General features: G+C 68.2%; 10 protein-coding genes. 5 read left to right on the top strand and 5 right to left on the bottom strand.

The features are described from left to right. Window positions 1-111: 111 nt before the first annotated feature. Window positions 112-1,563 carry a DUF1996 domain-containing protein gene (locus ACIBQ1_RS14855; RefSeq protein ID WP_397277632.1) on the bottom strand — a complete coding sequence of 484 codons (1,452 nt, stop codon included), beginning with the start codon at window positions 1,561-1,563 and terminating at the stop codon, window positions 112-114. Window positions 1,564-1,589: 26 nt separating this feature from the next. After that, complete coding sequence (locus tag ACIBQ1_RS14850) at window positions 1,590-2,237, bottom strand: DUF4142 domain-containing protein (protein ID WP_397277630.1); 648 nt, start codon at window positions 2,235-2,237, stop codon at window positions 1,590-1,592. A 118-nt stretch (window positions 2,238-2,355) separates the two neighbouring features. Here ACIBQ1_RS14850 and ACIBQ1_RS14845 point away from each other — a divergent pair, with 118 nt between their 5' ends. The 4 genes from ACIBQ1_RS14845 to ACIBQ1_RS14830 all read left to right on the top strand — a co-directional run bounded on the left by ACIBQ1_RS14845 (window position 2,356) and on the right by ACIBQ1_RS14830 (window position 8,903). Beyond that, window positions 2,356-2,901 (top strand): sigma-70 family RNA polymerase sigma factor, encoded by a 546-nt coding sequence (locus ACIBQ1_RS14845; protein ID WP_397277628.1) that lies wholly within the window; start codon window positions 2,356-2,358, stop codon window positions 2,899-2,901. Further along, complete coding sequence (locus ACIBQ1_RS14840) at window positions 2,901-3,101, top strand: zf-HC2 domain-containing protein (RefSeq protein WP_355371169.1); 201 nt, start codon at window positions 2,901-2,903, stop codon at window positions 3,099-3,101. Before ACIBQ1_RS14845 ends, ACIBQ1_RS14840 begins: the two co-directional genes overlap by 1 nt. A gap of 85 nt (window positions 3,102-3,186) precedes the next feature. After that, on the top strand, window positions 3,187-3,990 hold the full coding sequence (locus ACIBQ1_RS14835; protein ID WP_397277626.1) for a tryptophan 2,3-dioxygenase: 804 nt from the start codon (window positions 3,187-3,189) through the stop codon (window positions 3,988-3,990). Between the two features lie 38 nt (window positions 3,991-4,028). Further along, window positions 4,029-8,903, top strand: coding sequence for an NAD-glutamate dehydrogenase (locus tag ACIBQ1_RS14830; protein ID WP_397277624.1), 4,875 nt, complete (start codon window positions 4,029-4,031; stop codon window positions 8,901-8,903). 217 nt (window positions 8,904-9,120) lie between these two features. Here the strand turns inward: ACIBQ1_RS14830 and ACIBQ1_RS14825 are convergent, their stop codons facing one another. From ACIBQ1_RS14825 to ACIBQ1_RS14815, 3 genes are read right to left on the bottom strand one after another with little or no spacing between them, the layout of a single operon-like run. After that, window positions 9,121-9,603 (bottom strand): Clp protease N-terminal domain-containing protein, encoded by a 483-nt coding sequence (locus ACIBQ1_RS14825; RefSeq protein WP_397277622.1) that lies wholly within the window; start codon window positions 9,601-9,603, stop codon window positions 9,121-9,123. Beyond that, the gene (locus tag ACIBQ1_RS14820; protein ID WP_397277620.1) at window positions 9,600-9,833 is read right to left on the bottom strand and encodes an RNA polymerase subunit sigma-70; all 234 of its coding nucleotides are present in this window, start codon (window positions 9,831-9,833) and stop codon (window positions 9,600-9,602) included. Before ACIBQ1_RS14820 ends, ACIBQ1_RS14825 begins: the two co-directional genes overlap by 4 nt. 51 nt (window positions 9,834-9,884) lie before the next feature. After that, the gene (locus ACIBQ1_RS14815) at window positions 9,885-10,913 is read right to left on the bottom strand and encodes a hypothetical protein (RefSeq protein ID WP_397277618.1); all 1,029 of its coding nucleotides are present in this window, start codon (window positions 10,911-10,913) and stop codon (window positions 9,885-9,887) included. A 121-nt stretch (window positions 10,914-11,034) separates the two neighbouring features. Between ACIBQ1_RS14815 and prfB the strand changes: the two genes are divergently transcribed. Then, window positions 11,035-12,153 carry a peptide chain release factor 2 gene (gene prfB, locus ACIBQ1_RS14810; RefSeq protein ID WP_397277617.1) on the top strand — a complete coding sequence of 373 codons (1,119 nt, stop codon included), beginning with the start codon at window positions 11,035-11,037 and terminating at the stop codon, window positions 12,151-12,153. The last annotated feature ends 241 nt before the right edge of the window (window positions 12,154-12,394 follow it).

Raw genomic sequence — 12,394 nt, 5'->3', positions numbered from 1 at the left:
CAGCTTCGTGGGAGTGTGCCGGGGGTGTCGTCTGTGGAGCATCTAAGGTTCCCTCCAACGTCGGGTGAGGGTGCGACTCGGAAGGCTGGGTAGCCCGTGAGGGCTGTCAGATCAGCATCGGCGACCCCGGTTGATGCAAGAGACGACGAATTGCATCAGCCGATCGGGCATCACGTTCGCGAAGTCCGCGTGGTCGGTGACGGGGTTGTGCTTCTGCTCAGGGAAGGCGTCCACGGCGTATGACGGGCCCTGCGGCACGGTGTACGCGAGGGTCATACGCAATGCCGGCACCGCCTTGGTCCCTTGCGGGCAGGCGCCTCCCTGACCAGGGAAGACCACGTGCGTTCTGTGATTGGCGCTATCAGTGTTCTGTCCGTCCCAGCAGCTAGGAAAGTCCAGGATACGAAGGACCTGGCTGCCGCGCGGGCAAAGCGGATATTTGTCGGGACTTATGCGATTTTGGAATCCCGTGCAGGACCACCCGGCGCGCGCGTTGGCCGTGCCGTTCGTGGCGGCCTTGGCGTCACCGGTGATCAGCCTGAGGAACCTCGGCATCGCGACGACCTGGGAGGTGGCGTTCCCGCGGAACTGGAGCGTCACACTGCGTGCGCGCAGCACCTGGCCGACGTTGCCGTCCGGGTCCTCGGTGTTCACGTCCACCTTGCGGTCTCTGAGGACCGGCCAGAAGTAGGTGGATTTGTCGCCCAGTCGGCACGTGGTGCCCGCGGCGGCCAGGCTCTCGTCCGTGGAGAAGCCGTCCGTCGACAGGTTGCCCACGTAGTCGTGCAGGTGGTGCGCTCCGTTGCTCACGCCGGGGGCGACGATGAAGTTGTCCGGGTTGTTGTGGCGGTTCTGGTTCGTCCCGCACGCGGAGACGAAGGTGCCGCGCGAGCCGCCCCTGCCGATGCGGGCGTCAAGCTGACGCGGCGCTATCTGACGGATGTTGACGAAGTCCTCGACGAACGGGCCCAGGTCGGCGCATTCGTTGTGGTCCTCGTCGTTGGAGGCGGTAGGAGAGGGGCTGGGGGAGGCGGTTCCGTTGCCGTTGTTCCCGTTGTTCCCATTGTTGCCGTTATTACCGTTGTTGCCGTTGTTGTTGCCCTGGCCCGGGTTCCTGGTCGGGCGGTTGCGGCGGCCGAACGTCTCGGCGTTCTGCTCGTCGGGGTTTTCGGCCGGGTCGAGCACGGCGGCGCCGCCGCCCTGGCCCTGCTGGTCGGCGTTCTGCTGCTGGTCGCCGGTCTGGTCCTGCTGCTGGCCGTTCTGCTGGTTGTTCTGCTGCTGGTTGTTCTGGTCCTGGCCGTTCTGATCCTGGTTGTTCTGATTCTGGTTCTGGTCTTGGTTCTGACCGTTCTGGTCCTGGTTCTGGTCCTGCTGTTGCTGGTTCTGATCCTGTCCCTGCTGATCTTGATCCTGTTGGCCCTGATCTTGGTTCTGGTTCCGGTTCTGCCGCTGGCCCTGCTGCTGGGAAGCCTGGGCCGGGTCGCAGTGGTCGGCGAGCGCGGGACCGACTCCGATGACCGCCGCGGACACCAAACCGCTTGCCACCACGGCCAATGTGGACATGGCCGCGGCCATGCGTCTGGATCTCGTCATGCGTGTCTCCTCTTTTCGACCGCCATCGCGACGGGTGGAGCGGGTGAGGGCGTCGGGGGTTCGGGCAACTGGGTGTGATCGACCAGTCCGGTGGACTCCAGGAGCGCCATGTGGCGCATGACGAAGTTGATGCCTTGCTCGGCGAACTTCCTGACCTCCGCGTTGCGCGTCCCGGCCCGTACGGCTGCCACGACGGTGAAGACCTTGCCGTGCGCGGCACGCAACAGGTTCGCGTAGTCCCTGTCGAAGGCGGGTCCGCGCTCAGAGGCCAGCTGGGCCATCCAGCTCTGCTGGTCGGCGTTGGGCTCGTCGGGCAGTGCCACGCCGAGCTTCTTGGCGGTTTGGCGGGTTATCAGGTCCAGCCTCTGGTGGTCCTGCATGATCAGCCTGCCGACTTCCTTGACGCGCTGGGACTCGGCGCGGGTCTGGGCGTACTCGCCCGCGGGCATCTCCCAGAGGCCGGCCTGCCGCACTTTGACGAGCAGGTCACGGTCGGCGGCCGTGACGGGCCCCGATGACGTCTGGGTCGCCGCAGTGGCGGCGGGATCGATCGAAGGTGGCATGACCAGCACGATCGTCACCGCGGCCGCCACAACGAAGCCTCCGAGCATGAACAGCTCGCCACCGCGCAAAAACCTGTGCATGGTCGGAGGTACGCGGGTCTCTCGGGCTTGGTTCAGCACATGGTCGGAGATAGTTAGAAATGACTGGAGTTATCGGAGTGGCTACCGCCGAGATAACGAAGGTGTAAAGATGTGCCCCGTGCTAGGTCACCTCGACGGCAGGTTCGAGAGTGCGGATGCCGAGGCGGAGCATCGCATCGCGGTGCTTTACCAGGAGTTCGGCGGCCCTCTGCTGCGCCACGTACGCAAATCGACAGGTAACGACCTTCAATGGGCCGAAGACGTGGTGCAGGAGACGCTCGTCCGAGCCTGGAAAAACTCGGCAAGACTGCAGTGGGAACCAAGCCTTATATGGGCGTGGCTACTGACGGTAGCCCGCCGCATCGTTATCGACGGACGTCGACGGAAGAGTGTCCGGCCTCAAGAGGTCGAGCCGCCCGAAGTCGACATGATGGCTGTACCCGACGGCTCGGAGCGGGCTCTCTCGGCGATGATCGTCGCCGATGCGCTTCGCAGCCTCTCTCAAGAACACCGCGAAGTCATAGAGCAGACCTACCTCCGAGACCGTACGATTAATGAGGCAGCGGAGATTCTGGGGATACCGCCGGGCACGGTGAAGTCCCGGCTCTACTACGGGATCCGGGCTCTCCGCGAACTGCTGCGGGACAAGGGGGTAGCCGGCTGATGCATGACGGGGTGGCTGCCTATGTCCTCGGAGTCCTCGACGATGACGAGCACGAGGCGTTCGAGCGCCACCTCGATACGTGCGAGAGATGTCAGGCGGAGCTGATTGAGCTTGCCGAGCTTCCAGACCAGCTCGACGAGCTCAAGAACGCTCCCTCAGCCTCCTCCGGTGACGACCCCCCGATGTCGATGTCACGTTGACGTCTGTGCCCTTTTCGGGTGGTATCGGTACGGTGAGGCTTTGCGTCCGGTGTAGCGTGTCCGGACGGTCAGGGGGAGGTGTTCGGTGGGCATCGACGGTGATGCGCCCGTTCCCCCGCATCGGCGGTTCGGCGAAGAAGGCGGTCGGCTGTCGTACGGCGGCTATCTTCGCCTGCCCGAGCTCCTCGCGCAGCAGCGCCCTGAGTCGGAAGCGCCCGACGAGCTGCTCTTCATCACCATTCACCAGGTCTACGAGCTGTGGTTCAAGCTGCTGCTCCACGAGTTGGAGAACGCCCGCGAGGCCATGTTCGCCGGCGAGCTCTGGCGGGCCAGGCACGTGTTCCAACGGGTGCACGCGGTGGAGAAGGTGCTGATCGAGCAGGTGGACGTCCTGGAGACGATGACGCCCCAGGACTTCCTTCAGTTCCGGGAGAAGCTGGCGCCCGCCAGCGGCTTCCAGTCGGTCCAGTTCCGGGAGCTGGAGTTCCTGTCCGGGCTGAAGGACGAGCGCTATCTCGGCAGCTTCAGGCACGCCAGCGACACGGAGCTCGCACGGCTGCGCCGCAGGCTGGAGGAGCCCACGCTGTGGGATGCTTACCTCACCGCCCTCTCCCAGCGTGGCCTGCCGGTCTCCGACGACGAGATCATGGGTTCGCTGCTGGCCGTGGCGAGGGACCGCGGGTCGTACGACGATCTGTGGCAACTGGCCGAAGACCTGCTGACGCACGACGCCAACGCCGCGCGGTGGCGGATGCGTCATGTCCAGATGGTCGAACGCCAAATCGGCACCAAGTCGGGCACCGGCGGCTCGACAGGCGCCCCCTATCTGCGCGACAGAACGCGCTTGCACTACTTCCCGCTGCTGTGGGAGCTAAGGGCCTGGCTATGAACAGCTTTGGCAAACCCTCACAAAGGAGTGAGACCGAAATGCCCCTCGACGAGGCCAAGGACGAGCTGCTCCAGCGAGCCGCAGACAGTTGCGCGGCGAGCAGCGAACATGTGGGCGCCGAGGAGGCCCTGTCCTTCCTCCGGTTCTACTACCGGCATGTCGCGCCGGAGGACCTGCTCGACCGCAACCCCGTTGACGTGTACGGCCCCGCGATGTCGCAGCGGCAGCTGGCCGAGGTCCGCCCCCAGGGCCGGGCCGTGGTCCGCGCCTACACCCCCACCCTGGACGCGAACGGCTGGGACCCGGGCCACTCGGTCGTCGAGGTGGTCACGGACGACATGCCGTTCCTCGTCGACTCGGTGACGATGGAGCTCGACCGCCACGACCTGGGCATCCACCTGCTGGTCCACCCCCAGATGCGGGTGCGCCGCGACATGACGGGCCGGATGCTCGGCCGCGGCCAGGAGGACGTCACCGGCCAGATGCTGGTCGAGTCCTGGATACACATCGAGATCGACCGGCAGGCCGGCCCCGAGGCGCTCGAGGAGCTCGAAGCCGACCTGCAGCGGGTGCTCACCGACGTGCGTCACGCGGTCGAGGACTTCAGGAAGATGCGGGCACTGGCCGTGCAGACCGCCGAAGACCTGAGCATGAACCCGCCGCCGCTGGAGCCCGCGGAGGTCGAGGACAGCATCGACCTGCTGCGCTGGCTCGCCGACGGGCACTTCACCTTCCTGGGCTACCGCGAGTACCGGCTTGAGGACACCGACGAGGGCGACGCGCTGCGGGCGCTGCCGGGCGCGGCGCTGGGCATCCTGCGCGACGACAAGGTCGGCTCGGCGAGCTTCTCGGTGCTGCCCCCCGAGGTGCGCGCCAAGGCGCGCGAGAAGCAGCTCGTGATCACCACCAAGGCCAACTCGCGGGCCACCGTCCACCGGGCGACCTACCTCGACTACATCGGGGTCAAGATCTTCTCGTCCGAGGGCGAGGTGGTCGGCGAGCGGCGTTTCCTGGGCCTGTTCACGCACGTGGCCTACAACGAGTCGATCTCCAGGATCCCCGTCCTCCGGCGGAAGCTGGCGGCCGTGCTGGACAAGGCCGGGCTGGCGCCCGACAGCCACGACGGCAAGGACCTGATCGAGATCCTTGAGACGTTCCCGCGCGACGAGCTCTTCCAGACCTCGATCGACCAGCTCCTGCCGATCGCGCTGGGCGTGCTGCGGCTGCGCGAGCGCAAGCAGGTCAAGCTCTTCCTCCGCCGCGACGACTACGGCCGCTACATCTCCTGCCTGATCTACCTGCCGCGCGACCGCTACACCACCAAGGTGCGGCTGAAGATGCAGGAGGTGCTGCTCAAGGCCCTGGGCGGCAGGTCCCTCGACTACAGCGCGATGATCGGCGAGTCCGTGCTGGCCCGGCTGCACGTGGTCGTGCGGGGCGAGCGGGGCAAGCAACTCCCGCCGCCGAGCGTGGACGTGGAGGAGCTGGAGGCGCGGCTGGCCGCCCTGACCCGCTCCTGGGAGGACGACCTGGCCACCGAGCTGGGGCGGAGGACCTCCGAGGACGAGGCGCCCGCGCTCATCAAGCGGTACGCCTCCGCGTTCCCCGAGGGCTACAAGGCGGACTTCCCGCCCAAGGTCGCCGTCGTCGACCTGCGCCGCCTGGAGGACCTCGTGGCCGTGGGAGACGGCGCGCAGGTCGACATCAACCTCTACGAGCCGTACGACGCGACCGAGGGGGAGCGGCGGCTCAAGATCTACAAGGTCGGCTCGCCCATCTCGCTCTCCCAGGCGCTGCCGCTGATCCAGCGGCTCGGCGTCGAGGTCGTGGACGAGCGGCCGTACGAGATCGACCGTGACAACGACCCCAACACCAAGAACGCCTGGATCTACGACTTCGGCCTGCGGTACACGCCGACCGAGGAGGTCGGCAGGGACGACTTCAAGCGGCTGTTCCAGGACGGGCTCGGCGCCCTGTGGAAGGGGCAGGTCGAGGCCGACGACTTCAACTCGCTCATCCTGAACGCCGGGCTGACCTGGGAGCAGGTCGAGATCCTCCGGGTGTACGCCAAGTACCTGCGCCAGGCCGGAGGCACGTTCTCGCAGACCTACATGGAGCGGGTGCTGGCCGGGAACGTGCGGCTGGCACGGCTGCTGGTGAGCCTCTTCGAGGCCAGGCTCGATCCGCGGCGCGGCGAGGACGTACGGCTCGATCTGGCCGAGGCGCTCACCGAGGAGATCCTGGGCGCGCTCGACGAGGTGGCCTCCCTGGACGAGGACCGGATCCTGCGGGCGTACCTGGAGATGATCCAGGCGACATTGCGTACGAATTACTTCCAAACGATGGAAGGGCACCGTAAACCGTACATATCCCTCAAGTTCGACCCGTTGGCGGTCAGCGTCCTGCCTCTGCCGCGGCCGAAGTACGAGATATTCGTGTATTCGCCGCGGGTCGAAGGCGTGCACCTGCGCTTCGGGAAAGTGGCGCGGGGCGGGCTGCGGTGGTCGGACCGCATGGAGGACTTCCGCACGGAGATTCTCGGCCTGGTAAAGGCGCAGATGGTGAAAAACACCGTCATCGTCCCCACTGGGTCCAAAGGCGGATTTGTCGTTAAACAGCCGCCAGTGTCCGGAACGCGGGAAGAGATGCTCGTCGAAGGCGTCGCCTGCTACCGGACGTTCATCTCCGGCCTGCTCGACGTGACCGACAACCTCGTGGACGGCAAGATCGTGCCGCCGCCCGACGTGGTCAGGCACGACGGCGACGACACCTACCTCGTGGTCGCCGCCGACAAGGGCACCGCGACCTTCTCCGACATCGCCAACGGCGTGGCCAAGGAGTACGGCTTCTGGCTGGGCGACGCGTTCGCCTCCGGCGGCTCGATCGGCTACGACCACAAGGTCATGGGCATCACCGCCCGCGGCGCCTGGGAGTCGGTCAAGTACCACTTCCGGACCATGGGCGTGGACATCCAGAGCACGGACTTCACGGTGGCCGGGATCGGCGACATGTCCGGTGACGTGTTCGGCAACGGCATGCTGCTGTCCCGGCACATCCGGTTGATGGCCGCGTTCGACCACCGGCACATCTTCGTCGACCCCTCGCCCGACGCGGCCCGCTCGTACGCGGAGCGGCAGCGCCTCTTCGAGCTGCCGCGCAGCTCCTGGGAGGACTACGACACCAAGCTGATCTCGGCCGGTGGCGGCGTCTTCCCCCGCACGGCCAAGTCCATCCACATCACGCCGCAGATGCGCGAGGCGCTCGGCATCCCCGCCGGGGTGGCGTCCCTGGCCCCCAACGACCTGATCAGCGCCATCCTGCGGGCCCCCGTCGACCTGCTCTGGAACGGCGGCATCGGCACGTACGTCAAGGCCGGCTCCGAGTCCAACGCCGACGTGGGCGACAAGGCCAACGACGCGCTGCGGGTCAACGCCGCGGAGCTGCGCTGCAAGGTCATCGGCGAGGGCGGCAACCTGGGCTTCACCCAGCTCGCCCGCATCGAGTTCGCGCTGAACGGCGGGCTGGTCAACACCGACTTCATCGACAACTCGGCCGGGGTCGACACCTCCGACCACGAGGTGAACATCAAGATCCTGCTCGACCAGGTCGTCCGCGACGGCGAGCTGACCGACAAGCAGCGCAACCAGGTCTTCACCTCGATGACCGACGAGGTCGCCGACCTGGTGCTGCGTGACAACTACGCCCAGAACGTGGTCCTCGCCGCGGCCCGCACCCAGGCCGTCGAGATGCTCCACATCCACTCCCGCTACCTGCGCCGCCTCGAACGGGACGGCCTGGTCAACCGGGAGCTGGAGTTCCTGCCCTCGGACAAGACGCTGGCCGAGCGCCGCCAGGCCAGGCTCGGTCTGACCGCGCCCGAGTTCTCCGTCCTGCTGGCCTACACCAAGCTGGTCGCCGACGCCGAGCTGCTGGGCTCCGACCTGCCCGATGACCCCTACCTGGCCTCGTGGCTGGTGTCGTACTTCCCATCCGCGCTGCGCGAGCGGTTCCGCCCCTACATGGACGCCCACCCGCTGCGGCGCGAGATCATCACCACCTGCGTGGTGAACGAGCTGGTCAACTCCATGGGCACCACGTTCATGTACCGGTTCGGCGAGGAGACCGGGGCCTCGACGCCCGACATCGTGCGCGCCCACCTCGTGGCGCGCGAGGTGTTCGACCTGCCCAGCTTCCACCGGGCCGTGGAGGCCCTGGACAACAAGGTCGACACGGCCACCCAGATCGCGATGCTGCTGGAGGCCCGCAAGCTCGCCGAGCGCGGCACCCGCTGGCTGCTGGTCAACCGCCGCCCGCCGCTGGATCTGGCCGGGTCCGTCGGCTTCTTCATGAAGGGCGTCAACGGCCTGCTGTCCCACATCCCGAAGCTGCTCACGGGGCCCGACCTGGCCGCCTACGAGGAGCGGCGCGACTCGTTCGTCGCCAGGGGCGTGCCGCTGGAGCTGGCCGAGCGGGCGGCCGCCATGGTGCCCGCGTACTCCATGCTGGACCTGGTGGAGGTGGCGTCGCTGACAGGCCGCCCGGTCGCCGAGGTGGCGGAGGTCTACTTCGACCTGGCGGACCGGCTCCAGCTGGCCCGCCTGCGGGAGCGCATCATCGCGCTGCCCCGGGACAACCGCTGGAACTCGATGGCCCGCTCCGCCCTGCGCGACGACCTCTACGCCGCGCACGCCTCGCTGACCCGCGACGTGCTGGCCCACAGCACGCCGGGGCTGCCGCCGGAGGAGCGGCTGGCGCGGTGGTCGGAGGCCAACTCGGCGGCGGTCTCCCGGGCGCGGCAGACGCTCTCGGAGATCTGGGAGAGCGACCACTTCGACCTGGCCACCCTGTCGGTCGCGCTGCGGGCGATCCGCACCCTGGTGGCGGCCAGCAACCTGCCGCACACGGAGGCGTAGGCCCTGCCGCCGCGCCCCGGTGGCGCGCCCGCAACGCCGCACGGCGCGGGCGCCGACCGGGGCACGGCCCCATCCGGGGCGTTCGAGTGAGAGGAGCTCACCGGTTCCCGTCCACAGGACGCTCCGGAGGGAAGGGGGCTCACCGGCTCCCGTCCACAGGACGCTCCGGAGGACTACAGAGCGCTCCGGGCGGCCTTTCGCGGAGCGCTCCGGAGCGTCACCAGCTTCCGTCCGACAGCGACTGCTGGAGGCGGGTCGTCAGCGCGGTCCGGTCCACGCCTGCCAGGGCGAGCGCCCGGGGCACGGTGCCGACCTCCGCCTCCAGGATCCCGAGCAGCAGGTGGCCCGGTCTGAGGTCCTTCTTGCCCGTGGCGGAGGCGAAGCCGCGTTCGAGGCAGAGCCTCGCCGAGGCGCCCAGGCTCACGCGGCGCTTGGGGTCGGGGGTCGCCGGGGGGAGGTCGAACGAGGCGAGCGACACTCCGGCCGCGCCCAGGCTGTGCTCGAACTCCCGGTCCAGCGCGTCGCGGATCGCCTGGCGGTCCAGCCCCGCCGAGGTCAGGACCTCGTGGGCGGAGTTCCCCTCCTGGGCGGCGATGCCCAGGAGCAGGTGGTGCGCCTCGATCGCCGCGGACCCGTCCTGCCTGGCCTCGGTCTCTCCCTGCTGCGTGACGGCGTTGATGTAGTGGTCGATCGCGCTCATTGTCGTCTCCTCAACGTGACGCCTGCGTCGATGAGCCGCCTGATGTGCTTCTTGTGGACCGCCTGACGGGTGACTCCGAGCGCCTCGGCGACCTGCGGCCAGCTCCAGCCGTCCCGCATCGCCTGCTCGACGGCGGCGTCCTCCAGCTGATCGGCCAGGCGCCGCAATGCGACCACGGCCGCCAGCGCGTCAGCGGGCTCCTGGGATACGGGAATGTCATCAGCCGGCATGCGAGCAACCGTAGTTGACCCCCAAGCGGATAGTCAACTCAAGTTGCTAATTCACTGGCCCGAGGCGCGGGTCAGGGCGCCGTCGTGGGCGATGACGTCGGCGGCGGCCGGGGCCTTCAGGGGCGGCACCACGGTGGCGTACTGGTGCGTCTCGATCAGCTTGAGCGAGCGCCGCAGCACCGGCGTGGTGATGGCCCACCGCGCCTGCTCCGGCACGGGGATGTAGTCGTCCTCGGCCGTCTTCGTCGTCGTGGACGTCGTGCGGGTGAGCGAGTACTGGATCAACGCCCCGCCGTCCTTGGTGCGCAGCGCGTAGACCGGATAGTTGTCGGCGCTGAAGATCGAGTCGTAGCTGAACCCGTCGTTCTTCGCCTTCTCCCGGAGGCTGGCGATCTGCTCGGCCACCTCCGTCGTGTACGGGCCCGCCGCCAGGAGGCCCCCGGTGACCCCCGCGGAGCCCGTCTCGGCCACGCTGGCGTGCACCGGGCCCATGAACTGCGGGCTGATCGTGACCGATTTGTCGTCGGGCGCGACCGTGGTCGCGTAGCCGTCGGCGTCGAGCTCGATCTCCGGCACCTTCTGCCCCGGCAGGAGCTGGGCCGCGGAGCTGAGCCGCCAGCGGTCGGACTTGGCGAACGTCAGCAGCGCCGGGCTCCCGTTACGGGTCGCCAGCGCGCTGAACCACGGCGCGCGCTCGCCCGTCGGGAACTTCGGCACGTACAGCGTCGGCGGCCCCCAGCGGTAGCGGGGCGGCGCGTAGTCGGCGGCCAGGTACGCGGCCACGGTGAGCGACGTCTGCCCGCCCGTCGCGAGGTCGACCGCCAGCGCCAGACGGCCCTGGAGGTCGCTCTTCGCCCTCAGCGTGTCGTCGGTGACCGTGAGCTCGGTGAACACCTTGGCGGCCTCGTCGAGCGTCACGGCCTGCTCGGCCGCGGAGGGCGATGGGGACGCGGAGGGCGTCGCCGAGGACGTCGCGGCGGCCTTGGACGGCTCGGCCGGGGAATTGCCCGTGCAGGCGGTCGCCGCGGCCAGTACGCCGGCGGCGAGCGCCAGCACTTTCCGCCGACCGTATGCACGCACCTCGCCATGTTATTCGCGCCCGCGGGGCGCCGGGCCCTCAGGCGCCCGAACGGAAGGCGCCTCTTGACCACGCGGGCGGGATGGGGGGCTCAACCCTTCGGGGGAAGTAGGCTTGGGAAACGTGGCAGGCATCGATCCGGCAGAAGAGATCAACGAGCTCGCGGGCACGCTCCGCAGCATCCAGGACGTGCTCGACCTCGACGCGATGCGCAAGCAGATCGAGGAGCTGGAGCAGCAGGTTGCCGCACCCGACCTGTGGGACGACCCCGACCAGGCGCAGAAGGTCACCAGCAAGCTCTCCCACCTCCAGGGCGAGCTCAACCGCGTCGAGGGCGTCGCGCGCCGCCTCGACGACCTCAACGTCCTCTACGAGCTGGCGGCGGAGGAGGGTGACGACGACACGCGCGCCGAGGCCGACAAGGAGCTTGAGACGCTCAAGTCCGACATCGGCGCCCTGGAGGTCCGCACGCTGCTCTCGGGCGAGTACGACGCCCGCGAGGCGCTCGTGACGATCAACTCCCAGGCGGGCGGGGTCGACGCCGCCGACTGGGCCGAGATGCTGCTGCGCATGTATCTGCGCTGGGCTGAGCGCAAGGGCTACTCGACCGAGGTCTACGACACCTCCTACGCGGAGGAGGCCGGCATCAAGTCGGCCACGTTCACGATCAAGGCGCCCTACGCGTACGGCACGCTCCGTGGCGAGCACGGCACCCACCGGCTGGTCCGCATCAGCCCGTTCGACAACCAGGGCCGCAGGCAGACCTCGTTCGCCGGGGTCGACGTCGTGCCGGTCGTCGAGCAGACCGACCACATCGACATCATCGAGGACGAGATCCGCGTCGACGTCTACCGGTCGAGCGGTCCGGGCGGGCAGGGCGTCAACACGACCGACTCGGCGGTGCGCATCACGCACCTCCCGAGCGGCATCGTCGTCTCCTGCCAGAACGAGCGCTCGCAGCTCCAAAACCGCGCCACCGCCATGAACGTCCTCCAGGCCAAGCTGCTGGAGCGCAAGCGGCAGGAGGAGGCGGAGAAGATGTCGGAGCTGCGCGGGGCGACCACGACGTCATGGGGCACGCAGATCCGCAACTACGTGCTGCACCCGTACCAGATCGTGAAGGATCTGCGCACGGGCACCGAAGCCGGCAACCCGTCGGCCGTGCTCGACGGCGACCTCGACGGGTTCATCGAGTCGGAGATCCGCTGGATGCGTCGCCAGGAGGCGGGGACCGCCGACTAGAGCCCGCTCAGGTGTTTGATCACCAGGCTCACGAAGAGCAGGACGAGCAGCAGCAGGGCTATCAGAGCGGGTGACAGCCCGGCGAAGCCGTGCTGATGCATCCGCTCCCTGCTGGCACGACAGGTGGGGCAGCGTCCCTCGATCACAGGGTGGGCGCACTGCGCGCATACGAGGTGTTCACAACTCATGACAGCCCCAAGTCTAGCCGCACAATCGTTTTGTTTCCGTTATGGACTTTCCA

Source organism: Nonomuraea sp. NPDC050153, assembly GCF_044460125.1.
In the GTDB taxonomy this organism is placed as follows: Bacteria; Actinomycetota; Actinomycetes; order Streptosporangiales; family Streptosporangiaceae; genus Nonomuraea.
Note: the sequence above shows the minus strand (reverse complement) of the source record. Positions and strands in the feature narration are given on the sequence as shown.